The 26,712-nt window shown below is 69.3% G+C and carries 21 protein-coding genes; 4 read left to right on the top strand and 17 right to left on the bottom strand.

Going from position 1 to position 26,712, the window contains the following annotated elements; all coding sequences use genetic code 11:
* Positions 1-11 precede the first annotated feature (11 nt).
* From Tbon_RS12515 to rnc, 6 genes are all read right to left on the bottom strand, one after another.
* Positions 12-3,260, bottom strand: coding sequence for a flippase activity-associated protein Agl23 (locus Tbon_RS12515; protein WP_192497977.1), 3,249 nt, complete (start codon positions 3,258-3,260; stop codon positions 12-14).
* On the bottom strand, positions 3,257-4,882 hold the full coding sequence (locus Tbon_RS14005; protein ID WP_192497976.1) for a hypothetical protein: 1,626 nt from the start codon (positions 4,880-4,882) through the stop codon (positions 3,257-3,259). The genes Tbon_RS12515 and Tbon_RS14005 overlap by 4 nt, the downstream gene beginning before the upstream one ends.
* Complete coding sequence (locus Tbon_RS12510; protein ID WP_158068009.1) at positions 4,879-7,311, bottom strand: DUF2298 domain-containing protein; 2,433 nt, start codon at positions 7,309-7,311, stop codon at positions 4,879-4,881. Before Tbon_RS12510 ends, Tbon_RS14005 begins: the two co-directional genes overlap by 4 nt.
* Positions 7,312-7,316: 5 nt before the next feature.
* Entirely contained in the window at positions 7,317-8,327 is a 1,011-nt protein-coding gene (gene ftsY / locus Tbon_RS12505; protein ID WP_158068008.1) for a signal recognition particle-docking protein FtsY, read from the bottom strand.
* Between the two features lie 61 nt (positions 8,328-8,388).
* Entirely contained in the window at positions 8,389-12,033 is a 3,645-nt protein-coding gene (gene smc, locus Tbon_RS12500; RefSeq protein WP_158068007.1) for a chromosome segregation protein SMC, read from the bottom strand.
* Positions 12,024-12,746 (bottom strand): ribonuclease III, encoded by a 723-nt coding sequence (rnc, locus tag Tbon_RS12495; protein ID WP_192497975.1) that lies wholly within the window; start codon positions 12,744-12,746, stop codon positions 12,024-12,026. Before rnc ends, smc begins: the two co-directional genes overlap by 10 nt.
* 122 nt (positions 12,747-12,868) lie before the next feature.
* On the opposite strand from rnc, the gene Tbon_RS12490 reads away from it, so the two are divergent.
* Both Tbon_RS12490 and nadA read left to right on the top strand, forming a co-directional pair.
* Positions 12,869-13,252, top strand: coding sequence for a hypothetical protein (locus tag Tbon_RS12490; protein WP_158068005.1), 384 nt, complete (start codon positions 12,869-12,871; stop codon positions 13,250-13,252).
* 718 nt (positions 13,253-13,970) lie between these two features.
* Positions 13,971-15,188 carry a quinolinate synthase NadA gene (nadA, locus tag Tbon_RS12485; RefSeq protein WP_158068004.1) on the top strand — a complete coding sequence of 406 codons (1,218 nt, stop codon included), beginning with the start codon at positions 13,971-13,973 and terminating at the stop codon, positions 15,186-15,188.
* A gap of 12 nt (positions 15,189-15,200) precedes the next feature.
* Here nadA and Tbon_RS12480 read toward each other — a convergent pair whose 3' ends face one another.
* From Tbon_RS12480 to Tbon_RS12445, 8 genes are all read right to left on the bottom strand, one after another.
* Entirely contained in the window at positions 15,201-15,848 is a 648-nt protein-coding gene (locus Tbon_RS12480; protein WP_225734768.1) for an LON peptidase substrate-binding domain-containing protein, read from the bottom strand.
* Positions 15,849-15,889: 41 nt separating this feature from the next.
* Positions 15,890-16,354: a RidA family protein gene (locus Tbon_RS12475; RefSeq protein ID WP_158068002.1), complete on the bottom strand. Its 465-nt coding sequence runs from the start codon at positions 16,352-16,354 to the stop codon at positions 15,890-15,892.
* Positions 16,351-16,824: a maleylpyruvate isomerase N-terminal domain-containing protein gene (locus tag Tbon_RS12470; protein ID WP_192497974.1), complete on the bottom strand. Its 474-nt coding sequence runs from the start codon at positions 16,822-16,824 to the stop codon at positions 16,351-16,353. Before Tbon_RS12470 ends, Tbon_RS12475 begins: the two co-directional genes overlap by 4 nt.
* A 536-nt stretch (positions 16,825-17,360) precedes the next feature.
* A complete protein-coding gene (locus tag Tbon_RS12465) occupies positions 17,361-18,287 on the bottom strand; it encodes a M48 family metallopeptidase (RefSeq protein ID WP_225734635.1) in 927 nt (308 codons plus the stop codon).
* Positions 18,288-18,313: 26 nt separating this feature from the next.
* Positions 18,314-18,883: a LemA family protein gene (locus tag Tbon_RS12460; protein WP_225734634.1), complete on the bottom strand. Its 570-nt coding sequence runs from the start codon at positions 18,881-18,883 to the stop codon at positions 18,314-18,316.
* Between the two features lie 108 nt (positions 18,884-18,991).
* The gene (locus Tbon_RS12455) at positions 18,992-20,248 is read right to left on the bottom strand and encodes a CaiB/BaiF CoA transferase family protein (protein WP_158068000.1); all 1,257 of its coding nucleotides are present in this window, start codon (positions 20,246-20,248) and stop codon (positions 18,992-18,994) included.
* A gap of 12 nt (positions 20,249-20,260) precedes the next feature.
* Positions 20,261-21,493 (bottom strand): CaiB/BaiF CoA transferase family protein, encoded by a 1,233-nt coding sequence (locus Tbon_RS12450; protein WP_158067999.1) that lies wholly within the window; start codon positions 21,491-21,493, stop codon positions 20,261-20,263.
* A gap of 3 nt (positions 21,494-21,496) precedes the next feature.
* Positions 21,497-22,663 carry an NAD(P)H-dependent flavin oxidoreductase gene (locus tag Tbon_RS12445; protein ID WP_158067998.1) on the bottom strand — a complete coding sequence of 389 codons (1,167 nt, stop codon included), beginning with the start codon at positions 22,661-22,663 and terminating at the stop codon, positions 21,497-21,499.
* A 103-nt stretch (positions 22,664-22,766) separates the two neighbouring features.
* Here Tbon_RS12445 and Tbon_RS12440 point away from each other — a divergent pair, with 103 nt between their 5' ends.
* Positions 22,767-23,006 (top strand): hypothetical protein, encoded by a 240-nt coding sequence (locus Tbon_RS12440; protein WP_158067997.1) that lies wholly within the window; start codon positions 22,767-22,769, stop codon positions 23,004-23,006.
* Positions 22,990-23,634, top strand: a complete 645-nt coding sequence (locus tag Tbon_RS12435; protein WP_158067996.1) for a hypothetical protein — start codon at positions 22,990-22,992, stop codon at positions 23,632-23,634. Before Tbon_RS12440 ends, Tbon_RS12435 begins: the two co-directional genes overlap by 17 nt.
* On the opposite strand, the gene Tbon_RS12430 is transcribed toward Tbon_RS12435, so the two are convergent.
* From Tbon_RS12430 to Tbon_RS12420, 3 genes are all read right to left on the bottom strand, one after another.
* Positions 23,615-24,448 (bottom strand): peptidylprolyl isomerase, encoded by an 834-nt coding sequence (locus Tbon_RS12430; protein ID WP_225734633.1) that lies wholly within the window; start codon positions 24,446-24,448, stop codon positions 23,615-23,617. The genes Tbon_RS12435 and Tbon_RS12430 overlap by 20 nt on opposite strands.
* 111 nt (positions 24,449-24,559) lie before the next feature.
* Positions 24,560-26,104: a UDP-N-acetylmuramoyl-L-alanyl-D-glutamate--2,6-diaminopimelate ligase gene (locus tag Tbon_RS12425; RefSeq protein ID WP_192497973.1), complete on the bottom strand. Its 1,545-nt coding sequence runs from the start codon at positions 26,102-26,104 to the stop codon at positions 24,560-24,562.
* A gap of 40 nt (positions 26,105-26,144) precedes the next feature.
* Complete coding sequence (locus Tbon_RS12420; protein WP_158067994.1) at positions 26,145-26,711, bottom strand: NUDIX hydrolase; 567 nt, start codon at positions 26,709-26,711, stop codon at positions 26,145-26,147.
* Between the last annotated feature and the right edge of the window lies 1 nt (position 26,712).

Below are 26,712 nucleotides of genomic sequence, written 5' to 3'. Positions count from 1 at the left end.
CCTTTCGGGGGTCAATCGGGGAGGTCGAAGCGCCGGACGCGCGCTGCGCCGCCCTCGACAATCCAGAGCTTACCACCGGGTGTTTCGACCATCCCGTAGGGGCGCGACAGGGGTTCCGCGGTCGGCCGAATTTCGGCGGCCGGGCGGCCATCGGGGGTATAGATGCGGACGAGGTTGAGCGACGGGAGGCTGACGGCGATGCGGCCATCGGCGAGGACGCGGAGATACGGCTTATCGGTCACGTCCTGCCCGCCCCAGCCTTCGACGCGGAACTCTGCTCGGTAGGTGCCGTCGGATTCGAACACCTGGACGCGGCGGTTGTACATGTCGGCGACATAGACGGCCCCATCGGGCCCGAGCGCAAGACCGACCGGCTCGTCGAACTGGCCGGGGCCGCTGCCAGGGCCGCCGACCGTCCGGACGTACTCGCCAGCAAGGGTGTAGACCTGGATGCGGTCGTGGCCGGTGTCCGTGACCCAGACAGTGCCGTCGGGCAGGACGACGGCATCGCGCGGACCGAACAGGTCGAACGGCCCGGGCGTCGCTCCGGTCGGCGGCTGGCCGAAGGTGGCGATGGGCCGGAGGCCGGCGTCGAAGATGCGGATGCGCCACCCGAAGGTATCGGCCACAACGACTTCGCCGCGCGGCCCGATCGCGAGGCCCCATGGTTCGGACTGTTCGTTCCGGTTCTGGGGGTCCACGCGAATGTCGACGGACTGGAGGACGTTGCCCTCGGGGTCGAACTTCTGGAGCCGCTTGGTTGCGCTGTCGATGACGTAGAGGTTGCCGGAGGCGTCGCGTTCGATATCGACCGGGCTGAAGAATTGCCCGGGCTGATAGCCGGCGCCGCCGAAGACGGGGCGCCCCTCGCCGTCGGCGGTGGGCCGCGGCGGTTCGACCGGCTCGGAGCGGAGGCGGCCGGTGGCCGGGTCGAAGTTCGCAGGCAGGAAGGCGTAGGCATCGGTCGAGCCGGGGGGTCGGCCGGGGTCATGGTCGCGCCAGTAGCGCGCCCAGGCGTTCAGCCAGCCGCGCTCAGTGATGCCGGACCAGATGTGGCGCCAAGTGGCGAGGCGGAAGGGGCCGCAGTTGCCGGAGCTCGAGGTGCAGGCCTGGCCCTTCTCGACCGCCATCGCCCACTTGTAGGTCTCGTCATACCACCAGCGGTGGGGATAGCGGACGGGCGCCGCGTACCGGGTGGTGGCGGGCCGGGCAAGGTAGTCCTGGATGCGGCCGAGGTTGCCGGCAGCAACCAGCATCACCTGGTACTGGCCCGGGGGTTCGCCGGTGGAGAAATCGAGATAGGAAACTGCACGGTAGTCACGGAGGTACCAGGCCCACGGCCAGGCGAACGAATCGGTGGTGTCGACCGCGATGGGGAGGTCGTAGCCGAGGCCGGTGGCATCGGCGAGTGCGTTGATCTGGTCCGCAATGTCCTTCAGCTGCGGCGAGCTCTGGGTGTAGACCAGGAGGTCCTTCGGCACATCGCCGCGTTCGTACGCGGCCTGGACCATCGTTCGGAAGGAGAAGGGCGCCAGTGCGCCCACGATGGCAACAGCAGCCACCGGCCGCCAGGCGCCCGCGCCGAGTCCGCGGGCGATGACGACCACAACCGCGACAGCGCCGGCTGCGAGGGCGAGGCGGAACAGCGCGGCAGCCTGGCCGCCGGGAAGGTAGGCTATCGCGAGGAGCGCACCGAACGCCACGAGCGCCGCCGAGCCGAGACTGGTCAGCACCCTGGCCGAGACCGGCGGCCGGTCCTTCCAGCTATCCCACGCGCGCTGCAGGCACCAGGCGGCGAGGAGGCAGGCGGGGAGGGCGATGTGGGTGTTCAGCCAGGGCATCTTCTCGGCGCCCCAGGAGAGGGCGAGCCAGACGCCGACCAGCCAGGTGACGAGGAAGCGCGAAAAGGCGTCGCCTCGGACGACCGCCCACCATCCCCCGAAGAGGATGAGCGCCAGCGGCAGAAATTCGTAGGCGAACATGAGGAGGTAGTAGTAGAACCAGGGCTGTTCGCCGCGGTGCGCGTCCTGCTGGCTGTACCAGTAGTCGAGCGAGCCCCAGGGCCCGCTGATGAGCCCATGGAGATTGGTCCAGAGGGAGGTCATCAGGGTGAGGTAGACGAGGGCGCTGAGCCCGAAGGCGATCCCCCAGACCTTCGGCTTCCACTGGAGGCCGGCGAAGGCAGCCATGCTGGTGGTGACCGTGAACAGCCCGAGGAGCGCGACGGCATCGCGGGCCGCGACGGGACCCTGCAGGCTCTTTTCCCAGCTCAGCCGGTCCTTTTCGAGGATGCCGAGCGGTTCGAGGAGCGTAACCCGGGCGACCGGCGTGAGGAGCGGCAGGCAGAACGTGCCGAGCAGGATGAGCACGTCCGCGGGCCGGGGCAGCTCCTCGCCCCAATCGAGCCGGCGCCGCAGCGGGCCGAGGAACGGCCAGAAGGCGGCCAGGACCCAGGCATAGGGCGCGAACGCGACGGCCAGTGCGAATCGCCGCATGGGGGTATCGAGCACGGCGCCGGCACGAAGCCGGTCTTCGGCGGCGGCGCGCTCGGCCGGCGAGAGGTCGAGCGCCTGGAGGCGGGCCAGGTCGTCGCGCAGGAACCGCTCGGTCCGGCCGGCGAGTGTGCGCCGGGCAAGAATGGCGGCAGTGTAAAGGTCGAGGTACACCAGCATCGCCGCGAATACGAGGAAGGCGCCTTCCTTGGTGAGGACGTTCCCGGTGAACCCGGCGGCGAAGAGGTACAGCCAGCGGCTGCGGCCTTCGTCGATGTAGCGCCACATCGCGACGACCATCGTCAGCGTGAAGGCCGCCATGTAGATGTCCTCGCGGAAGAACCGGCTGAAGTAGACGAGTGTCGGCGAGAAGGCGATGAGCGCGACGGCGGCGAAGGTGCCCACGGGACCGAGCCGCCGCCGGAGGAGCAGCGGGAGGGCCACGACCGCCGTCCCCGCGAGGGCTGCCGACAGCCGGCTGGTGTAGTCGTTCGCGCCGAACAGAAAGAAGATGGCGGCCTGGAAGTGGTAGTAGAAGGGGCCGTGAAAGATCGGGCTGTGCCGGTAGTTGCCCTGGAGGAGGCCCCACGACCACTGGGCGTGGATGCTTTCATCGTGGTGGAGGGCGCGCGAGCCGAGGTCCCAGAAGCGGAGCGCGACGGCAGCCGCGAAGACGAGCGCGTAGAGCGCCGCCTCAGCGGATAGCGGGATGCGCACCGCGAGGGCGCGTTCGAGCCGGCCCGTTCGAACCGCTGCGGAGGACGTCACGGCTGCTCCCTGGCGTAGACCGCTGCTTCGAGGTCGCGCACCGGTAGAGTATTGCGGTTCGCCAGCCAGCGGAGATAGTCGAGGAAGCCAGGTTCTGGACCGCGTCTTTCCCTGAGCAGGGCCCAGCGACCTTCGAATGTGCGGAAGCCGTCGGGCGGGGAGCTGCCTGCCGGCCAGATGACGATGCTGGCGTTGGGGGGGACCCGGCTGCTCACGACGAGCCCGCGGCTGCCCCGGAGCGGCCAGGTAAGCGCATCGGCAAGTTCGGGGTGGATGGCCGCGATGCCGGCCGGGTCCCTCGCGGGGCCGGTGACGATATCGCGGATTTCTTCGGCCTGGAGCGTCGTGACCGGGGATGGCAGCGGTTCGTTCGGGCTGCCGGTGGCGACAGCGAATCCGCCGGCGAGCCAGGGAACCACCGCCGCCGCGGCGAACGGGAGGACAGCGGCCGGCCGGTTGCGCGGCAGGCGGGCGACGATGGCGATGCCGCCGGCGGCAACGCCGGCCAGGACGACGACCGCGACGATTTCGCTTGAGCGGCCGACGTGGTCGAGGCGCGCCCAGTCGAGCAGCGGCCCCGCGATGACGAGGAGAGCGCCCAGCGCGGCGGCGAGCGGCCAGCCAGCGGTGCGCCAGTCGACCTCGCCAAGCCGGTCGATGAGCCGGACCAGGGCTCCGCCGGCGGGCAGGGCTGCCGAGGCCGTGACCGCGGCAACGAGCAGCGGGTCGTGGGTGCCGCCGGCGAGGAACAGCCAGGCAGCAGCCGCAGCGAACCAGGCGGCGAGGAGTCGGTCGACGGGGCCGGGGAACGGGCGGGGGACTCGCTCCAGCACGGCGAGGGCCAGCCCCGCTGCACCGACCAGGGCAGGGCCCCATGCGTAGAGGACGAACAGCCGCCGGGACGTTTCGCTCGACCAGTGCTCGTCGAAGCCCAGGGCGAAGGCGTCGAAGGCCGGCACGGTCACGCCCTGCCAGCCGAGGCCGAACCCCGCGCTGGCGAGCCCAATGCCGGCGACGGCGCCCGCGACGGCAGCCGCGGCCGGGAGCCGGGGCATTGTCCGTACCCGCGGGGCGACGACGACCGCGGCGAGGAGGAGCGGCAGCCCGGCCGGGCCCGATGTCGCCCAGAGGAACCCGAGCAGGCCGAACAGCCACGGGCGCGGGCCGACGGTCTGCAGCAGCGCCAGCGAACCGAACGCAAGGGGGAGATCGAACGCGGCCAGGGAGGCCGCCGGGCCGAGGGCGAGCTGGAGGGGGTCGAAGGCAAGGATGAGGAGCGCAACGATGGCGGCCGGCTCGCCGACGCTGCGCCGGAGGGCATAGAGCGACCACGGGACCGTCAGTGCGGCCGCCAGCGCAAGCAGCCGCGAAGGTATCTCCGATGCTGAGAGATGGAGGAGCGCGGCGGAAATCGCCTGGAACAGGGTGGGAACGTAGCGCGGGTCGTCGAACCCGGCGCGGGCCTGCCACGCGCCAGCAAGCGACCAGAGTTCAAGCCCACCCACCGGGAGGGAGAGCACCACAGCGATGCGCATGCCGGCGTAGGCGGCGGCCGCCGCCGCCCAGGCAAGTGCGGCGACCGGTATCGTCGGACGGCGGGCGAAATGTGGCGCTTCGGTCATGGTGCGCTCACGGGGCGGTATTCGGGCAGCCGGTAGACCCGGTACCGCCCGGATTCGAAGACGCGGTCGAGGAACGCGTCGTAGTCAGGGAACGGACCGGGGTAGCGTGCCAGCTCGACCGCGCCGACCACGAGGTACTCCGCGCCGAAATCGCGCATGACCGCGACGACCCTGTCGGGACTCGAGGTGACGTAGGCGTCGTCGACGGCGCCCTGGCGTTCGACCAGGCGGGTCCGGTTCGCCTCCGAATCGCCGCGCCACTGGATCTCGTGGAAGTACCAGCCAATCGGCGTCTGCCTGCCCGTGCGCGATGCGATGCGGCCGGCGTCGGTGTAGTCGACGTTCGCGTCAACCATGGTGCGGTTCCCGCCAGCATCGATTGCCCACCGCCGGCCGGTCGCCTCGATGACGACCGCGCCCGGGGGCGTGTGCGCGGCAACCCAGCGGGTGAGGGCGTACTCGTCGGGGTCGGATGCCTGGAGCCAGGCCAGCCCGTCGATGGCGGTCGGCCGGGAGAAGCCCTCGGTCCGGTTGAACACCGCGAGCAGGGGATAGACGAGCCCGGCAGCGACGAGCAGGCCCAGCGGGGGGAGGGCGGCGCGGGCAGCGAGGAGGCCGGCACCGGACGGGGAAGTCCGCAGCCGTTCTGCGGCGGCGGCGAGCAAGGAGGCGATGGCGACCGAGGCCGCGAGGCCGAGGAGCAGCCACGCCTGGTAGCTGAGCTTGAAGACCGTGTTCAGGCGGGGGACCGACCCGTAGAAGATGTCGCGGATAAGGAAGAGTTCGGCCCCGTAGAGGAGCAGGAAGCCGACCGCGGCGAGCGCTGCTGCGGGAGCCGCCCCCCGGCGGCCAAGGGCCAGGGTCAGTGCGAGCGCGCTCAAGGCCCAGGCTGCGAGACCGAGAGCCGCCAGGGTGACCCAGCCGGCAGCGCCGCGGGCATCGGCGCCGGTTGCAAGGTCGCCGCGGGCGGCGGCGAAGGCGACCCAGCCGACAAAGGGGACCACTGCGACCCATCCGGCGGCGACCGCGGGCGGGCCGATGCGCGCCCGGCCCGGGAACGCGGCGATCAGCAGCGTCGCCGCCGCCAGGCCGGGGACGCCGAACTGGAGGAAGGCATGGGCCGGGCGGGTGCCTTCGCCGACGTACGGCAGGAGCCCGCTCGCCTGTGAGCTGAACGTGAGCCACCAGGGTGCATAGAGGAGGAGCGCCGCCGCCCCGGCCGGGGCGAGGAACGCCGCAGCGCCGGCCAGGGCGCGGCCTCCGGGCATCAGCCGGGCGTTTCGCGCGGCGGCCGCCAGCGCCAGCAGGGCCGAGAAGGTGATGACATCCCAGGCATTCTGAAAGGCGAGCGCGCCGAAGATGGCGCCCAGCACAGCCGGCTCCCAGGGCCGGGCCCGGGCACGCCGCAAGGTGAGCGGCGCCCGGCCCCGCCAGAGGGCAAGGGCGATACCGGTCGCAAGGGTGACCAGCGGGAGCGCCATGACGTGCGGATGGAGGTCGCCGAGGAGGAAGCTGAACGACGGGAACTCGGTGATGGTCCCGGGGATGACGCGGGAGCCGCGCCACCAGAACCAGTACTCGGTGGGGTACCACGCCGATGTCCGCGCGCCAGCGGGGCCGGCGTAGCAGTTCGCCGTCGCTCCCGGGTCGCAGGGGAGGAGGTAGTCGACGCCGAACGCACGGTACAGCGGCTCGCTGTAGCGCTCGTGGGCGGCCGCCCATTCGAATACGGCCGAGAGGGACCCCACGAACAGGACCAGGATGATGGCGGCAGCCGGCGCGAGCGCGGCGTAGCCGCGTGCCCGCGCGGGGAGGGCCCAGCGGGCCAGTGCCCATGCCACGGATACGAGCCCGGAAGCCGTCGCGGCGAAGGTCGCGGCGAGCCCGAGGTTGTAGCCGACCGACGCCGGGACTCCGCTGATGGCGGTAAGCACCCCGGTCTGCAGGTAGCCGAAGTAGTAGTAGCTCACGGGCTCGCCGGCGAGCCACGGGTCGCGGGGAGGGTACTCGGGCGAAGTAAGCGTCGCGTTGAGGAAGAGGAGGTCCATCGGCTGCTCGGTGCCGGCGATTTCCGGGTTGTACGAGCGGAAGGCCGTATACGCGAGGAACGCTCCGAAGTAGACGGATGCTGCGACAACGATGCCGAGGAGGAGGCGCATCCGGTCGGCGCGACGCCAGCGGACGTTCCGGGCGACGAGCGCCGCACCGGCCCCCGCCAGCGCGGCGGCGATGAGGTAGCCTCCCCGCCCCGGCGGAAGCACATCCGCCACGCGCAGGAGGAAGTACGGGAGGGAGACCGTCAGCAGGCCAAGGGGCACCGCGAGCCCGGCGCCCATGTCGGGGAGGCGCCGGAGGAGGACGGCAGCCAGCGGCAGGCCGATCGCTCCGAGGGCCAGCGATGCGAGCAGCGCCGCGAGGACAGCCTCCATGGCGCTCAGGCCAGCAGGGAGTCGACGAACTCGACGGGGTCGAAGGGCGCGAGGTCCTCCATCCGCTCCCCGGTGCCGATAAACCGGACCGGAATGCCAAGTTCGTGCGCAATGGCGAAGGCGATGCCGCCCTTTGCCGTGCCATCGAGCTTGGCGAGGACGATGCCGGTCACACCCACCGCGCCCGTGAATGTGCGCGCCTGCTGGAGGCCGTTCTGGCCGGTCGTCGCGTCGAGCACGAGCAGTGTCTCGTGGGGCGCTGTGGGGTCTTTCCGCTTGATGACGCGGTCAATCTTCTTCAGCTCCTCCATCAGGTTCGACTTGGTGTGGAGGCGCCCGGCGGTATCGATGATGACGACATCTGCGCGCGAGGATTCGGCAGCGGCGAGCGTATCGAACGCAACCGCGCCGGGGTCAGCACCCGGCTGGTGGGCGATGACGCGGACACCGACCCGTTCGCCCCAGACCTTCAGCTGGTCGGTGGCTGCCGCCCGGAAGGTGTCGGCTGCGCCGAGGATGACGGTCGCACCGTCGCGTTTGAAGGCGTGCGCCATCTTGGCGATGGTCGTCGTCTTGCCGGCGCCGTTGACGCCGACGACGAGGATGACGAGCGGAGAGGGGGCATCGGGACGCGACCACGCAGGGACGGTCTCGCCGGGCTCGCGGAGGGTGGCGATGAGCTCCTCGCGAAGGATCTCCCGGACGCGGACCGACTGCTTGACGCCCTCCTTCTTCACGCGCTGACGAACGCGGTCGAGGATGGCGGTTGTCGTTTCGAGCCCGGCATCGGCCCCGATGAGGATCTCTTCGAGTTCGTCCCAGATCGTCTCGTCGAAATCTGCCTTTTCGAACAGCGCGGTGAGACGGCCGAAGATGCCGCGGCGGGTCCGTTCGACGGCGCGGCCGGTCTGCTCGTGGAGTTCGGCGCGCTCTTCGGCGGTCGGCTCAGCGGGAGCCTGCGGCGCGGCCTCGTTTGCCGGCTGAGCCTCTGCGGGTTTTCGACGCCAGAACCTCACAGGCGCACTCCTCTCGGTGCTCTCGGGGCGATGGTACCGGCCGACGGGTTAGGGGACAGGGTCACGGCTGGGGCAGGTCCGACAGCCGGAGGCTGAGGACCTTTGACACGCCATCGCGGCCCATGGAGACGCCGTAGATCGCATCGGCGACCTCGATGGTGCGGCGGTTGTGCGTGACGACGATGAACTGCGTCCGTTCGCTCAGCTTCTTGAGCGCTCCGGTGAAGCGCCCGACGTTGGCTTCGTCGAGGGCGGCATCGACTTCGTCGAGCACGCAGAACGGGGCAGGATTCGCCGTGAGCAGTGCGAAGAGGAGCGCCACTGCTGTGAGCGAGCGCTCGCCGCCGGAGAGCAGCGAAAGGCTCTTGATCCGCTTGCCGGGCGGCTGCGCCTCAATCTCGATGCCGGACTCGGCGGGGTGCTCCGGGTCGGTGAGGGCGAGGCTGGCATGCCCGCCGCCGAAGAAGGCCTGGAAGTACTCGCCGAACGCACGGTTGACGGCCTCGAACGTGATGGTAAAGCGAGTCCGGATCTCCTCGTTCAGCTCAGCAATGGCCGTGCGGAGCTGGTCAGCGGCGTCGGTGAGGTCGGCGAGCTGGGTGGTGAGGAACTCGTGCCGCTCCTTCAGCTCGTGGTAGTCCTCGGGGGCCTCCTCGTTGATGGCGCCGAGGCGCCGAATCTGGCGCCGGAGTTCTTCAATCCGCGCACGGGTGGCTTCGACGTCGATGGCCGCGCCGCCCTGGACGCGAGGCGCTTCCGGCTCACGGGCGGACTCCAAGCGCTCCAGCTCGTCGAGGCTGACGATCTCGCCGGACGGCGCAGGTCCGAGCCCTTCGCGCTCCATTTCGTGGCGGAGGGATTCGAGGCGCTCATAGGCCCGGGCGAGCTCGTTCTCCAGGTCGAGCCGGCGCCGGTCGATGGCGAGCAGCTGCTCCTGCGCGGCTGCGAATTCATCCTGGATGGCGCGCTCATGGTTTTCGAGACGGTGGAGTTCATCACGGTCTGGCGCGGCATCTTCGGCGAACCGGGCCTGCTCCGCGCGGATGGTTTCCAGCTCGCGCGCGAGCCGCTCGAGCCGCTCATCAATGACGCCGGCTTCGAGCTCGAGGTTGCGCGCCTGGAGCTTTTTCGCCTGGATTTGCGCATCCAGCCGTTCGAGCGCGCGCTCATGCTGCTCCCGCATGGCGAGCAGGGTGCGGCGCTCGCCCTCGGCGGCGGCGAGCTTGCCGGACACCTCGCTGACCGCTGCGAGGGCGGCTTCGCGGCGGGCCGTGGCCAGGGCAAGCTCTTCTTCCAGCGTGGCGAGCTCGGCGCGGCGCTCGGCGGCGCGGCTCTCCAGCGCCTGGAGGGCGAGCCTCGCCTGCTCAATCTGCTGGAGGCGCGCGGCGCGCTCGCGCTGGATATCCGCCCGCTTGGATCGGAGGGCATCGGCGTCGCGGCGGATGCGGTGGCGGCGCTCCCGCTCTCGCTCGAGGTCGTGCCGCGCACCTTCGAGGGCCCGGCGGAGCAGTTCATAGTTGGCCTCGGCCTCGTGGGAGCGCCGGGCGACCTGTTCGATGGCGAGCCGGGCCTGGGCGATGCGTTCTGCGGCGACCTCGGTCCGCCTGCGCAGCTCTTCGATGCGGGCCGGGAGCTCTTCCAGTTCGCGCTGGCGGGCAAACTCGCCCTCGTCGGCGCCCGTCGCTCCGCCGGCGATGACGCCGGTCGGCTCGATGTACACACCATCGAGGGTGACGACCGACCCGAGGGAGCGGCGGATCATCCGCATCGCGGCCTGGATGTCTTCGACAACGATGACCCGGCCGAGGAGGGTATCGACAAGCGAGCGGACCCGCTGGTCACAGCGGACCAGCTTCGAGGCGACGCCGACGACGCCGCGCTCCTTCTGGAGGTTGAGCGGGTAGACGTGGCGGACGGTATCGAGGGGCAGGAACTGGGCGCGTCCCTGCCGCCGCCGCTGGAGGATGGCGATCGCTTCGAGGGCGACCGCTTCGTTTTCGACGATGATGGCGTGCAGGCGGTGCTCGAGCGCGGCGTTGATGGCGATTTCGAGCCCGGGCGGCACCCGGAGCTGGCGCGAGAGCAGGCCGATGACCCCCGGGAGTTCGGGCGGCTCGCCGAGGCTGCCGGGTTCGAACTCTTCAATGAGCGCCTGGCCCATGATGAGCACCTGGCGTGTACCGGCGGCGACCCCGTCATGTTCGGCCTGGACGCGGCGGAGCGCATCGAGCCGCCCCTCGAGGTGATCGAGTTCGCGGAGGTCCTGGTTGCCGGCGGCCTCGTACTCGCGGACCTCCTCCTGCACGCGGAGCAGCTGCTCGCGGGCCGCGTCGGCCTCCTCGCGAGCGCGGAGCAGCCGTTCTTCGCCTTCGGCGACTGCGGCGCGGGCTTCGGCGATGCGACGCCGGCTGCCGAGCAATTCAACGATGGCGGCCTTGCGGCGTGCCACGAGCTGCTCCAGTTCGCGGTCGAGGTCAGCGATGCGCCGTTCCGCGGCTTCGATGTCGGCGCGGAACGACGCGGCCCGGCGGTCATCGCCGTCGGCGCCGTCGCGGAGCTCCTGCACCCGGCTGCGCACGCGCGAGTATTCCCGCTCGGCGGCATCGAGCTCCGCGCGGGCGCGCTCCATCTCGGCGCGGATCGCCTCGGCCTGACCGGCGATTTCGAGATTGCGTCGGCCGTCGTCGACATCGGTGCTGGCCAGCGAGATGCGCTCGGCTTCGAGCGCCTCGAGCTCGCGGCGAACCTCCTCGCCGCGCACCGCCACCATGGAGCGGCGCTCCCGGTCGAGGGCGATCGCCTGCTCGGTGGCGGCGATGCGCTGTTCGATTTCGGCGCTGCGCGTATCGCGGCGGGCGATGGCCTCGCGGCGCTTGCGGATCTCGTCGGACAGCGTCCTGAGCTGCTCGCGCAGCTGCTGGACGCGGCGGGCGGCGGCCTCGTTCTCGGCGATGCCCTGGTCGAGGGCCGCGCGGACGCGGACGACGGCGTTCTGGGCCTCAGCCCAGAGGTGGCCGTAGTAGAGCCGGAGGAGGCTCGCAAGCTCGGCCGTCAGGCGGCGGTATTCGGCGGCGCGCTCGGCCTGGCGGCTCAGCTGGGTGAGCCGCGGCTCAATCTCCTGGATGACGAGCGCGACCCGCTCGATGTTGTCGCTGGTGGCGGCGAGCCGGTCCTGCGCCTCCTTGATTTTGAGGCGGAACCGCTTGACGTCGGCGGCTTCATCGAGGAGCGAGCGACGTTCGTCGGGGGTCATCGAAAGGACCTCGTCGACCAGGCCCTGGCCCATGATGGAGTAGGAGTTCTGACCGACGTCGCCCTTCATCAGCAGGTCGAGGATGTCGCGGAGCCGTACCCGCGAGCCGTTGAGCAGGTATTCGCTCTCGCCGTTGCGGTAGAGGCGGCGGGCGATTTCAACCTCGGCGAAATCAAGGGGGAGCCAGCGCTCGGTGTTGTCCAGCGTGAGCGCCACTTCGGCCATGCCCACAGCGGCGCGGTTGCCGGTGCCGGCGAAGATGACGTCTTCCTGTTTCTTCGTCCGGAGGAGCCTCGCGCTCTGTTCACCGAGCACCCACCGAATCGCATCAGCCACGTTGCTCTTGCCCGAGCCGTTCGGACCGACGATGGCGGTGATGCCGGGTCCGAAATCGAAGGTCGTGGTGTTGGCGAAGCTCTTGAACCCGTGGATGGCGAGCCGCTTCAGGTACATGCTGCGCCCTCCTCCTGGCGGAGCCCTTCGAGCGCGGCCTGGGCGGCGCGCTGCTGGGCTTCGCGCTTGCTGCGCCCTTCGCCGCGTCCAAGCGGCTGGCCGGCGACTTTTACTTCGACGACAAACCGGCGATGGGGCGCATCCGCCGTATGCTCAACCGTCACATATTCCGGCGGTTCGTGCCAGCGGGCCTGGGCGAGGTGCTGGAGCGAACTCTTCGCGTCGGGGCGCACGCCTTCCCGGATGGCCTGGTCGATTTCGTCGCGCAACAGGCGCCGGATGAGCGCAGCGGCGGACGCGAGCCCGCGGTCGAGGTAGACGGCGCCGATGAGCGCTTCGAGGGCGCCGGCGAGGTTCCGTTCGCGGGTGCGGCCGCCCGCGGCTTCTTCGCCTCGGCCGAGGATGAGGAACTCGCCGAGGCCGATGCGGGCTGCTGCTCGGGCGAGGGTGCTCCCGCGGACGATCTCGGCGCGGATGCGGGTGAGGTCTCCTTCGCCGGCGGCGGGGCAGCGCTCGAAGAGGTAGCGGGCGACGACGAGGCCGAGGATGGCATCGCCGAGGAACTCGAGCCGTTCGTTTGAGGCGGGCGTCGCAGGGTTTTCGTTGAGGTAGGAGGAGTGGGTGAGCGCCTGGAGCAGCAGGTCGGGCCGAAGCGCGGGGATCCTGAGGCGAGTCAGCAGCTCGGCGCGGTCGCCTGGTTCGGGTTGTCCCACGTCCCCTCCGGCCCGGGTGACGACGCCGGGCAGCCGCGATGGCGGCTGAAAATGCTAAAGCGCTAACATCGTAGGGAAGCGATTCACGGCGAGTCAAGGTGTGCCGTATGCTCGGGAACGGAATGGAGACGCAAGAGCCGAAGCGGTGTCACGTGTGCGCGCTCGAAGTCGAGGCGCATATGGAGGCATGGTGCAACTGGTGCGGCAACCTGTATCACCTGAACTCGCGGGCGGACCTACCGGGGACCGATTGCGGGCAGGTGTGGATTAACGAAGAGCACCTTGCGCTGGAGTTCGCCTGCAACGTCTGCCTGGCCCCGCCGGCCGAGCCGGGGTCGCTGGACGACGTGCTTGACCTTGTAGAGGCAGCGGCCGCTGCGGGGATGACGCCCGCGGCGCTCGAGGCGCTGGCAGCATCCGGGGGCGTCCGCCATCGGCGGACGGCCGGCGGCATCCTGCTCTTCCGGAGGGGCGACCTCCCCGGCGGAGTCGCGCGGCGTGGATGAGGGCCCAGGTTTGCTGCGAGTGCAAACTTCCGATCGGCCGCGCGAGCGCGCTGATTTGCGCGGATTGCGGCCAGCTGTTTCATTTTCCGGATGCCCGCAAGGGTGAAACCGGGAGGGAGTGCGGAGTTCACGTGATTGGCGTTCGCGAACTGCTTGGGCGGGATGTCGTCCCGCTGTGCCGCCGGTGCGACATGGCGTTTCGGCTGCACTACGGGGTACCGTCGTGAGCCCGGCGCGGCGGCGCAGGCGGCCGCACGGCGCGTCGGGGCCCCAGGGCCCGGCAGCGGCTGCCGCGGCGGCGGCACGTCCAATCCCGCTGCCGGAATGGAAGTGGCGAACGTTCCCCGTCTTCTTCGCGTTCGCCCTCGGGGGATTTTTGGGCCTGTACATGGGCCTGTGGGCGTCCCTGAACGATACAGCGTTCCTTCTGGCGAGTGTGACCTGGGCGGTGTTGCTGGGGGCAGGGTTCTCGCGGCTGAGCACCCGGTGGATCGTCAGCCGCCGGTGGGCCCGGGCGCAGCGGCGCAAGAGCTGACGGCGCGAGGCAGCTGCTGACCTCCCGGGAGGTAGCGAAGGGGGCGCACCCCATGTGGTCGCGCCCCCGGAATCTCTTTTCAGGTGGCAAGGAGAGTTCGTGTCGGGTTGACACGAAGCGCCGGCTGCGGCACAGTTGAAGCAGTACTTAGTGTACGTTTGACACTAAGTAAGGAGGCAAGCGATGGCTGCAACACTGGCGCCGGCAGGAAAGAGCTACGCCGAGCTGCTCGTCCTGTACTCGGACCCGGATACTTGCCCGGCAGAAGCGCTGGCGCCGGTGCCGCTCGCCCAGGAGCCGGCCTTCGTCAGCTGGCAGCAGGATATCCCGCGGGTCTACCTCGAGATGGGGCCCGAAGAGCTCGACCACCGGATCGCGGCCGCCCGGGCCCGGCTCGGCTCGAAGCTCGTCATCCTCGGTCACCACTACCAGCGGGACGAGGTCATCAAGTACGCCGACTTCACGGGCGACAGCTTCAAGCTCGCCCGGCATGCCGCGGAGCAGGAGGGCATCGAGTACGTGCTCTTCTGCGGGGTGCACTTTATGGCCGAGTCGGCCGACATCCTGACGCCCGAGCATGTGCGGGTCATTCTGCCGAATATGGCCGCGGGCTGCTCGATGGCGGACATGGCCGACCCGGACGATGTGTACGCCGCGTGGGACGAAATCCACGAGGTGCTCGGAGAGGACGCGCGGATCATCCCCGTTACCTACATGAACAGCGCTGCGAGCCTGAAGGCGTTCGTGGGCGAACGGGGCGGGCTGGTGTGCACGTCGAGCAACGCTGACCGCGCCCTGCGCTGGGCCTTCGAGCGGGGAGAGAAGGTCTTCTTCTTCCCGGACCAGCACCTCGGCCGGAATACCGGGTACGCCATGGGCATCCCGCTCGACGAGATGGTGCTGTGGAACTGGCGGCTGCCGATGGGCGGCACGACGCCGGAGGCGCTCCGCAAGGCGAAGATCATCCTCTGGCAGGGGCACTGCAGCACCCACCAGCGGTTCACGGTCGAGCAGATCGAGAAGGCGCGCCGGGAGCACCCGGGCGTTCATGTCATCGTGCACCCCGAGTGCCGGTGGGAGGTCGTCCAGGCGGCCGACAGCTACGGTTCGACCGAGAAGATTGCGAAGACGATCCGCGAGGCTCCTGCAGGCACGACGTGGGCGGTCGGGACGGAGATCAACCTGGTCAACCGGCTGGCGAAGCAGAACCCCGACAAGACGGTGTTCTGCCTTGACCCGGTGGTGTGCCCGTGCAGCACCATGTACCGCATCCACCCGGCGTATGTGGCCTGGACGCTCGAAGCCCTCGTGCAGGGGCAGGTCGTGAACGAAGTCCGGGTCGACCCCGAGACGCGGAAGTGGTCGCTCGTGGCGCTGGAGCGGATGCTCGAGCTGGGCTGAGGCCGGGTTCGTTCAGTTTGCGATGCCCAGGGCGCCGTACTTCTTCCGGCGGTGCTCGATAACGGCATCCTTCGTGCGCATGACCAGGTCGTCGAGGACTTCGGCGAGATAGGCGACGCGGTCCTCCGCCGCTTCCATTTCGAGCAGGCGCTGTTTAACATCCTCGCCGACCTGCAGCCACTCGCCGAGAAAGTTGACCAGCCGGTGGGGCTTCTCGGGGAGCTGCAGTCCGCGGGCCCACTGGTCGGTGAGCGAGAGCATGAGGCGGAAGTAAAGCGGGAAAGTCGCGCGGACGGTTTCGAGCCCGGCTTTGAGCCGGGGCGTGAGCGGCCCGTCAGTATCGTCGAGGGGCGTGACATCGCCGTACGGGTACGGGCGCGGGGGGAGGAGGCGGTTGATGCGGAACCGCCAGGTGCCGCGGGCGGTGAGCATGAACCGGCCGCCGTCCACCTCTTCGCACGATTCAATCCGGGCAGCGGTGCCAACCTCATGAGGGATGGCGCCGGGGCCAACTTCGGGGCCTTCGCGGATGAGCACGACGCCGAACTCGCCGCCGGAATCGAGCAGCTCGCGCACCATGACGCGGTAGCGTTCCTCGAAGATGCGCAACGGCAGGCGCATCCCCGGGAAGAGGACCGTGCGCAGCGGGAAAAGCGGCAGTTCCAGCGGTTGCGACCTCCGGGCTGGCTGGTTCGATTATGTCAGTCGCGGAGGGCGACGACCATTTCAACCTCGACGGGCATGCCGAATGGAAGCTCGTACATGCCGACGGCGGAGCGGGCGTGGCGGCCGCGTTCGCCGAACACCGCAACCAGGAGGTCCGAGGCGCCATTAATGACCGCCGGCGTGTTCCCGAAGTCGGGCGTGCAGCGGACCATGCCGAGCAGCTTTACCACCCGCTCGACCCGGCCGAGGTCGCCGATGGCGCCCTTCAGGGAGCCGAGCAGGGCAAGCGCGGTGAGGCGGGCTGCTTCGTAGCCCTGTTCGAGCGTAAGGTCAGCACCGACGCGGCCGGTCATCAGGAGCCGTCCACCCGCGCCCGTCGGGCCATGGCCGGAGAGGAAGAGCAGGCTTCCTGCCTGGACCGCGGGGACAAAGTTGGCCGGCGGGGCGAACGGGGGCGGGAGTTCGAGCCCGAGCGCGGCGAGGCGCTCCTCCGGCGTCATCGGCGGCGGGCTGCGAGCCAGGCGTCGAGCTCGGGCTGGTGCTCCTCGAAGTGGCCGATCCCGGCGCCCTGGAGGAGCCGGTTGCCGATGCGCGGCCGGCCGCTTTCCGGGTCGACGCCGTACAGGTCGTCGGGGAGGGCGGCGGCAGCCGCCCGGTAGGCAGCAAAAGCGGCATCCCAGTCGTCGAGGGCCGCCCGGCCCGGGAGTGCCGCGGCCGCGAACCGCTGGTTCCAGGGCTCCGGGTCGGAATAGTCGACGCCGGGTGGGACCGGGCGTTCGCCGCGGGCAACGCGTTCGAAGGCGCCGGCCATTTCGCGGTACCAGCCGGCCATGTGCGCGAGCAGCTGGGACAGGTTCCAGGTCCCGAGCCAGGTTTCGGAGAATGCGGCGTCATCGAGGTCAGCAATCCCGGCACGGAACTTCCGGTAGCCTTCTTCGAGCGCGGCCAGGGCCTCGGCCTTTGCAGACATGGGGATTCCTCCTTCCAGGCGCCGGCTCCGGCAATGGACCGGGCAGGGCACTGCCGGCCGATTGTATGCCCGACCGCGCAAGAATGGGGGAACACGGCGAGACCCCGCCATGGCGGGGTCTCGCGGTAGTCAGAAACCGTTGCTCCTACAGTCGCCGGTGCCGCTCAGTGGTGCCTCACGAGAGGCCGGGGCGCTCTTACCAGCGCCGGGTTGTAACGTTCACCGGGGCCGGAAGCCAGCGCGCGGCCCGCCACTGCGGGCCTGCTATCGGCCGGTGCCACCGCCGGAAGAGGGCATGGATGCGGAGTTTCACTGGTCACCTCCCGGGCAGTTGATCGTTCGCGAGCGCATCAGCCCTGCACGATCCAGACCCCGAAACGGGCGTGGAGGCGGGTGCTTTTGCTCTTCATTCCGCTTCCCTCCTTTCGCCTTTCGGTCGAGCCCGGTGTGGACTCCACCCTGAGTATCGGCGACGGAAGGCACGGCGGGGTGGTCCGACGGGCCCCCGTTTGGCGGCCCCTTCGGACCATTCGCGGCTACATGCTGCGGAGCAGGCGGATGCGCTCTTCGATGGGCGGGTGGGTGTTGAACAGGTTGTTGAGGAAGCTCCGGTGCTCCCGGAGGGGGTTATAGATGTAGAGGTGCGCGGTCGCCTTGTTCGCGGCTTCGAGCGGCTCGGGGTCGGCCGCGATCTTTTCGAGGGCGCGGGCGAGCGCCTCAGGGTGGCGGCAAAGGAGGGCACCGGAGGCATCCGCAAGGTATTCGCGCTGTCGGCTGATGGCGAACTTCAGAGCCTGGGCGACAATGGGGGCAAGGATTGCAGCGATGACCGCCAACAGGATTACGATCGCGGCTCCCCCGCCGCCCTTGCCGCGGCTGCCGCGGCGGGCGCCGGCTCCCCAGTACGTCCAGCGGAGGAAAAAGTCGCTCAGAAGCACGACCAGGCCGACGAGGACCGTCGCAATCGTCATGACCCGGATGTCGTAGTTGGCGATATGCGAAAGTTCGTGGGCCAGCACGGCTTCGAGTTCGATGGGCTCAAGCTTCTGCAGCAGCCCGCGGGTCACGACGACGTGGGCATGCTGGGGGTCGCGGCCGGTTGCGAAAGCATTCGGGGCCGTGTCTTCGAGGACCCAGGTGCGCGGCATCGGCAGGCCCGCGCCGATGCAGAGGTTCTCAACCCGGCGGACGTACTCCCACTCCTCCTCCTTCGTAACCTCGTGGGCGCCGGAGATGGAGAGCACGATGCTCGACGCGGCGAAGTAGCTGAACAGGGCGTAGAGGATGAGCGCGATCCCCGCGATGCCAATGAAGCCGATAGGGAGCCCGAGCGCCAGTACGATCAGCGCGACGAGCCCGGTGAGGACCGCCACGAAGGCGACCATGAGCACCCACGTCATCCGGCGGTTCGCCGCGATGCGGTCGTAGATCAGAATCGAGCCGGGGACGGGCGCCGACGTCATAGCGAAGGGCTGACCGGCGGGTGCGGTCAGTTGCTCACGAAGGAGACGCGGACATCCTCGCGGGCGGCCTCCTCAGCTTCGTAGAACTCGGCGGGCTCGAAGTTGAACATCCCGGCGATGATGGAGCTGGGGATGGTCGCGACCTTTTCGTTGTAGACACGCACGTTCGAGTTATAGAACTGGCGGGCGTAGGCGATCTTGTCCTCGGTGTCGGTCAGTTCGCGCTGGAGTTCGAGGAAGTTCTGGTTGGCTTTGAGGTCGGGGTAGGCCTCGGCGACCGCAAACAGGGAGCGGAGGGCGCCGGTCAGCATGTTGTCGGCCTGGGCGGCCTGGCCCGGGGTTTGCGCACGGTCGAGCATGGCGCGGGCGCGGGTCACATTTTCGAGGACTTCTTTCTCGTGCGCCGCGTACCCTTTGACGGTTTCCACGAGGTTGGGGATGAGGCTGGAGCGGCGCTTCAGCTGGACATCGATGCCGGACCACGATTCCTTGACGCGAATGCGCGCGCGGGCGAGGCCGTTGTACAGGCCGATGACCCAGAACACGAGCACGAGCGCGATGACGATAACGACGACGAGCACGATGAGGCCGGTCAAAGGAGCGCTCCTGAAGTTGCTGGCGGCATGCTACCACACGCACCGCACCGAGCGGCGCGCAACGCTGAGGGCGCCCTTTTCCGGCGACGGACGGGCGGCCGGCGCAGGTTAGACCAGGACGCCTTCGGCGAGGAGGTCGGCCACCTCGTCCATCGAAAGACCGATGATGCGCTCGCAGACCTCCATCGTGTGCTCGCCGAGGAGCGGGGCGGGGCCGGGAACGGAGCCGGGGGTCGCGCTGAGGCGGAAGGCAGGGCCGTCGTGGGCCTCCCGGCCGGCCTCAGGGTGCTCGACATACTGGTAATAGCCGCGCGCCCGCATATGCTCGTCGCGCTCGAGGAGGTCCTGCGCGTTTTGGACCACGCCTGCCGGCACGCCGGCAGCCTGCAGCGCGGCGGCTACATCTTCAGCCTTCCGGTCGCGCACCCATGAGCCGATGAGCGCCTCGAGCTCGTCTTCGTTCGCCTTCCGGGCCTCAAAGGTGGCGAACCGCGGGTCGGCGGCGGCTTCGGGATGGCCGAGCGCCGCGGCGGCGGCCGCCCATTCGCGGTCATCGCGGCAGGCGATGACGACCCAGCGGTCGACGGAGCCGACCGATTCGGGGTCATCGGCGCACCGGAAGGCGCCGTGGGGGCTGGCATTGAGGCTGCGATTGCCCATGCGGCCGGGGTTGTCGCCGTTGACCAGGTACTCAACGACGGCGGTGCCGAGCGCGTTGACGACCGACTCAATCTGCGGCAGCTCAATCAGCTGACCTTTGCCGGTCCGGTTGCGGTAGCGGAGCGCGGCCAGGATGGCGGTCACGGTATGGCCGGGGTTGATGACGTAGTCGGGGTAGTTGGTGCCGACGCCGATGGGCGGGCGGTGGGGGAATCCGCTCATGTGGCTGATGCCGGTCACCGGCGTCAGGACGGCGCCGAAGCCGAGGAAGTCGCGGTGCGGGCCGGTGAGGCCCTGCATTGGCGCGTAGGCCGCGATGATCCGCGGGTTCACCGCGCTGATCTGCTCGTAGCGCAAGTTCCACTTGTCGATGACGCGCGGCGTGAAGTTGGTGAGGAAGACGTCGCACTTTTCAATGAGCCGGTACGCGACTTCCTGGCCTTTCGGGACGTTGAGGTTCAGCTGGATGGAGAGCTTACCGGTGTTGAAATTGTTGAAGTAGCCGGAGACGTTGTAGCCAGTTTTGAACGTCCCGTCCGGGTTCATCGCGAAGGGGTGGACGCGACGGAGGCCATCCGGGCGGGTTTCGGACTCGACGCGAATGACTTCGGCGCCGAACTGGGAGAGGGTGTTGCCGGCGATGGGGCCAGCACCGTACCACGAGAAGTCGGCGACCCGGAGACCTTCGAGAGGTTTCTTCGGCATTTGAGCAGCTCCTTAGCGCAGCGAGGCGAGAATTTCGTCGGTGTGCTCGCCGAGGCGCGGCGGCCTGGAGATGACGGCCGGGGTCTCGGAGAGGCGGTAGGGCGGCCCCGGAAATTCGACCGTTCCGCCGATGGGGGACTCGATGCGGACGAACCAGTCCCTCGCCCGGAGCTGGGCGTTCTCGGCGATGTCCTTCGGCGTGGAGACGATGCCGATGAGCAGCTGGCGGCGCTGTCCTTCTTCGTACGCCTCGCGGGCGCTCATGGTGGCGAAGAACTCGAGAATCGTCTTCGTGATCACCGGCAGATGCTGAAGGATTTCACCGGCCGCGGCCGGGTTCGACATGAGCTGGGTGAGCCAGGCCATGTTGAGCTGATTGACGATGGTTCGGTACGGCTCGTCATCGAGCGGCCCCTGCATGCCCTTTTCGCGCATCCAGTCGACGAGCGCGGGCAGGTCCTTGCCGGCTGGCGCAAGGATGTAGAGCGAGACGTAGCCGTCCTTGCACTTCGCCACGCCGGTCGCCGGGAGCGGGATGGGCAGCATGCCGAGCTCCCCGGTACGGGTGCGATTCCGCTTCTGGAAGTCCCAGGTCTGCATGGCGGTCTCCTGGGCCATCGAGAGCGCTTCCTGCGCAGAAACGTCGACCCGCTGCCCCTCGCCGGTCGCCTCGGCATAGAGGAGGGCCATGAGGGTGCCCTGGGCGGCCTGGATGCTGGCCGAGATGTCGGCCTGGCGGCCGTAGATCAGGTTCGGCGGGTCGGCCGGCTCGCCGGCGAGCGTCATGATGCCGCCCATCGCCTGGCCGACGATATCGGAGTAGGCCCAGTGCGCGTGCGGGCCGTCCTGCCCGAAGCCGGTGACCGAGGTGTAGACAAGGGAAGGTTTCTCGGCATGAAGCGTGTCGAAGCCGAGGCCCCGTTCCGCAAGGTACCCGACCGGGCAGTCCTCGAGCACGATGTCGGCGGTCAGCGCGAGCTTCCGTGCGAGGGAGCGGCCTTCGTCGGTTTCGAGGTCGAGGACGACGGATTTCTTCGAGGTGTTGTGGACCCAGAAGGCGAGGCTGGCGTTTGGGTCGCCTTCGTGGCCCCTGACGAAGGGCCGCGCCCGGCGAAGGCGTCCGCCGCCCGGGGGTTCAACCTTGATGACCTCGGCGCCGAGGTCGGCGAGGAGTCGGCCGCAGTAGGCGGCGGTTTCGTCGGCAAACTCAATGACGCGGACACCGTCGAGGGCGCGGTCGGGCATGGGTCAGGACTCCGGGATGGCGGTAACGCGGGCCGGCAGGTCGCGCGCGAGAATCCGGGCCGCCTGGGCCACCATGTCGTGGAGGATGTCGGCGGCCGGCCGGATGCGGTTGAGCATCCCTGAGATTTGCCCCGCAGCGTTCATCAGGAGGTCCTCGCGGCCAGCCTTCCGGCAGGAGTAGACGAGGTCCTGGATGAGCAGGCCCTGGAGGCCCATGGGGAGGGCCTGGATGCCGGCCGCCTCCCAGGCCTCGATGAGCGGGTTGGTGATGTTGCGCATCGTCTTACCGCTGTAAAGACGGGTGACGCGCGTGTCTTCGTCCGTCGCGGCGAGGATGCGCTGCTTCTGGAGGTCGGGCTGGTTGGCTTCTTCGGAGACGAGGAAGGCGGTGCCGCACCAGACGCCGATGGCGCCAAGGGCGAGCGCGGCGACGATGCCCCGTCCGTCGGCGATGCCGCCGGCGGCGACCACCGGCGTGGGCGCCACGGCATCGACGACCTGGGGCACGAGGGCCATCGTAGCGACGCGACCGGTGTGACCGCCTGCTTCGGTGCCCTGGGCGACGACGATATCGGCGCCGGCGGCGGCCACGCGCTTCGCGTTCTTGACGTTGCCGACAAGGGCGAGAACCTTCGTGCCGTTCGCCTTGAGGCGGTCGAGCCATGGCGCCGGGCTGCCGAGCCCGCTGGCGAAGACGGGCACCTTCTCTTCGATGACGACTTCCATCTGCTCGTCAGACATGCCGCCGCTGCGGGGGCGGCGCGGCTCGGCGGCGGGCTCGCGCGGCATCTCCTGCCAGGGAACACCGAGGTCCTCGACGATTTTCTTGAGCGCCTCGCGGGTCGCGGCCGGGATGAGCTCGCGGGGGTCGCGCGGCATTTCGCCGCCCGCGGCGCCACCCATGTAGTTCGACGGGAGGAGGAGGTCGACGCCGAACGGCTTATCGGTCATCGAACGGACTTTGCGAATCTCCTCGCGGAGGCGCTCGGCGCTGAACCCGGCCCCGCCAATGACGCCCAGGCCGCCGGCGTTGGACACCGCGGCGACGAGGGGAGCGGTCGCGACAGGCCCGGTCAGACCGCCGGCCACCGGCCCCATGCCGGCGAGAATGACGGGGTATTCGATGCCGAGCAGGTCACACAGCTCCGTGCGGAGCACGGGACGTCCCATAGAAAGGCCTCCGGAGGGGGAGTTCGCGGGGAGTATACGGGACCGCGGGTGAAGCCGCAGGCCCGGGATGGACCCGGGCCGCCGGGGACGCGAAACTGGGGGCATGCAGACGCCGGTTACACCCTGGGTGCTCGCCGGGCGGATCTTCGCCATCATCGGGATGGCGTTCACTGCCGCCTGCGCAATCCTCTTCCTCGTCGTTCCCTTCTGGTGGTGGGCGCTCGGTTCGGCGCTCGCGTTCATTCCGTTCTTCCTGCTCATCGTGGTCGTTGAGCGCTACCAGTCGAAGCACGGGCTCATCGGGCCGGAGCCGGCGCCGGCGAACGATGACGAAGTGGTGTAGCGGGGCGCTGCTCATGGCCGCCGTCGTGGCGGGGGCATGCCGCGGGGGCGCCGGGTTCGATGGGGCGGCCCTCGACCCGTTCCTTTGCACGGCCGATGACCTGCCCGGGATGTTCATGGAACAAACCCGGGGCGATTTCACCCCTGATGACCTCGGCGGGCTGTCGCGAACTCCGGACGAGCGCAAGGCAGAATACCGAGCAGCCGGGATGGAGGGAGGCCGGTTCGTCTTCTGGAAGGAAGCGCTGCCGCGGCCACCGTTCCCGAGCCCGGTAAATGTGGTTTGCCAGGTTCTTTCGTTTAGCTCCGAGGCGCAGGCAGCGGCATGGGTTGCGGCGCTCACGGCCGACGCGGAGGTTATCCGCGACTCAGGGATGCTGTGGGCGCCGATGGAAAACGCCTCCGCCCGTGAGCTCCCCGGCGAACACGGGCGGCTCTTCGAACTGGCCGCCAGGGAGGGCGACGCGAAGGTCCGGCTCTTTGCCCTGCATGAGGCGCGGGGGAGGCTGGTGCTCAGCGTATTCGCGGGTGACCGTGACGGGCGCACGGAGGCCGCGACGGCGCTCGCCATCGCGGCCTCGCGGGATGCGCGGCTGGAGCGCGACCGGGCTACTTCGGCGTCTCGGTAATCTCAATCGCCGAGATGGTGACCGGCTCGATCGGCCGGTCGCCCTGCCCGACCTGGACGCGGCCGATGGCCTCGACGACGTCCATGCCCGAGACGACTTCGCCGAACGGGTAGAACTTGTTCGCCGAGGGGTTGTCGTAGTCGAGCGAGGGGTTGTCCTTCAGGTTGATGAAGAACTGGCTGCCGAACTGGGTCTGCCCCGAGACCTTCGCCATGGCGATGGTGCCCTTCTTGTTCCGGAGCTCATTCGGCTCGTCCTGGGTCTGGTAGCCGGGACCGCCGGTCCCGGTGCCGGTGGGGTCGCCGCCCTGGATGACGAAGTTCGACACGACCCGGTGGAAGGTCGTGTTGTTGTAAAAGCCCTGCTTTGCGAGGAAGACGAAGCTGTTGACGGTGTTGGGAGCGACGTCAGCAAACAGGCGAACCGTGAAATCGCCCTTGCTGGTCTTGAAGGTCGCCGAGTAGGTGTACTTCTGGGCATCGATGACCTGCTCGGCCTTTTCGAACTGCTTCGGAGCCGGGGTTGGGCTGCCGGTTGGGGAGGCATCGGCGGTCGCGGAAGCGGCCGGCGTGGGCGAGGGGAGGGCATCGGGATTCCCACGGTTGCGGCCGGTTGTCGTCAGGACGGCGGTGACGACCATGGTGATGGCGACAATGACGCCGACAGCCGCGAACCAGCGGACATCGCCGAGGATATTCATCGGGAAGCCCGGTTTGTAGATCTCCGAGGGCGAGGCGTGGCTCAGCTGGTAGGTTCGGCGTCGCGAGGGCTCCTGCCGCAGGTGGTGCAGCTCGCGTTTCTTGCGCTTGGGCACGGTGCTACTCCGGTGGACGGCTGTTGGGGTGCGTAGCCGGCTCCGGGCCAGTATACGAACGGCCGGGGTTGCGACCAATGCAGCGGGGCGCCCGGCGGGGAAAACGCTCGTTCAGCCCCGGTAGCCGAGCTTTGCCAGCTCCTCCCGGGCAACCTCGCGGTCGTCCCAGGGGATCGCCTCCGTGCCGTAGACGATCGACTTTTCGTGTCCCTTGCCGGCGATGACCACGATGTCGCCGTAGCGGGCCATGGCCAGCGCCGTTGCGATGGCCTCGCGCCGGTCCTCGATTTCGAGGAAGTCGATGCCGCGCTGGCGGCCGGCGCTTTCCGCGTGGCGGCCGATCTCGCGGACGATCTGGGCCGGGTCCTCGGAGCGCGGGTCCTCGTTCGTGAAGATGGCAAAATCGGCGCCCTCGGCGGCAGCCCGGCCCACGCCGTAGCGCCGGCCGGGGTCGCGCTCGCCGGCTGCGCCGACCACGATGATGAGCCGCCCCTGGCAGACATCGCGAAGGACTTCGAGCACCTTCCGCACGGCGTCGCCGGTATGGGCGTAGTCGACGATGACCTCGAACGGCTGCCCGGCCTCGATGCGCTCCATACGGCCCGGGACGCCCAGGCACTCGCCGAGGCCGCGGGCGACCGCCTGCAGCTCGGCGCCGACGGCGAGGGCAGCGGAAGCGGCAGCGAGCGCATTCATGACGTTGAAGAGCGCGGGCAAACGCAGCGACACCTCGGCCATGCCGTGGGGTGCGACGACCCGGAAATTGGTGCCATCGGGGCGCAGGATGATGTTCCGGGCGACCACATCGGCATCGCGGGCTTCGAGGCCGAAGCGCAGGGGCTCGGCGTGCGTGTGGCTGAGCATGTAATTCGCGGACGGGTCATCGGCGTTGACGACGGCGTGCTTGCCGACCCCTTTGTCGATGGCGCGGTCCAGAGCGGAGAAGAGCCTCGCCTTGGCGTCGCGGTAGGCCTCGAACGTCTTATGGAAATCGAGGTGGTCGCTGGTGATGTTCGTGAAGACGGCGACGTCGTACTCGACGTGGTCCAGCCGGTGGAGCGCGAGGCCGTGGCTGGTTGATTCGACGATGGCATAGTCGCAGCGAGCATCGGCCATGCGGCGGAGCAGCCGGTGGACCTCGGGGGCTTCGGGGGTGGTCATGCGGGCGGTGACATGCCCCATTTCCCCGGGGAGGTACACATCGACGGTGCCGAGGCGGCCGACGCGGGCCCCGGCAGCTTCGAGGGCGCTGGTCAGCAAATGGGATGTGGTGGTCTTCCCGTCGGTGCCGGTAATCCCGATGACCACGAGCTCCCGGGCCGGGTGGCCGTAGAACCAGGCAGCAGCGGCGGAGAGCGCCGGGCGGGTTGCCGGGACCTCGACGAGGGCAAGTGACTCGGGCAGCTGCGGGAGCTCATGGCCGCGCTCGACGATGGCCGCCGCGGCGCCCGCGGCAGCGACATCGGGCAGGAACCGGTGGCCATCGACCGTGAAGCCGGGGATCGCGGTGAACAGGCTGCCGGGTCCGGCAAGGCGCGAGTCGTGGTGGACAGCAACGATTGGTGTCGACGGGTCGCCGCGGAGCAGGCGGGCGCCAGGAAGCTCATCGAGGAAGGACCGGAGCGGGCGGGTGTGGCTGATGGCGTCGTGCGTCACGGGTCCGATGGTAGTGCGGCCGGGGACGGGTGTCGCGGGGTCACTCAAGCGCGCGGAGGAGGTCCAGGAAGTTGCCCAGCATCCGGGCGGTGGCGCCCCAGATCAGGTCATTGCCGAACTGGTAGGCCTGAAGAACGTATTCCCTGCCGTTGATGATGCGGCGGTCCGGCACGAGGTTTCGGGGGTCGCGGAGGTGGCTGAGCGGAACTTCGAGCAGGTAGGCGACTTCCTGGCTGCTGAAGCGCCACTCGTACGGGTAGCGGTCGAGCCAGCCGACGAACGGCGTCACGAGGAAATTGGAGACGGTGACCATGTCGTCAAGCTGGCCGAGCACCTCGACGTGGTCGGGGTGGACGCCGATCTCTTCATGGGTCTCGCGGAGCGCGGTGTAGCGGACGTCGGGGTCGCCCGGGTCCATCACGCCGCCGGGAAAGCTGACCTGGCCTTTATGGTCGCGGACGTGGTCAGTGCGCTTCTGAAAGATGACGTGCGGACCGCCGGGGCGGTCGTGCAGGAGCAGGAGGACGCCGGCGGGCGGGAGCGGCGGGTCCGGCTGCTGGCGGGCGGGCTCGTACGCCTGGAGGAGGCGGCGGATGTCCTCGCGCATC

This window comes from Tepidiforma bonchosmolovskayae (genome assembly GCF_008838325.1).
GTDB classification, from domain to species: Bacteria; Chloroflexota; Dehalococcoidia; order Tepidiformales; family Tepidiformaceae; genus Tepidiforma; species Tepidiforma bonchosmolovskayae.
This window is presented reverse-complemented; position numbering and strand designations above follow the sequence as displayed.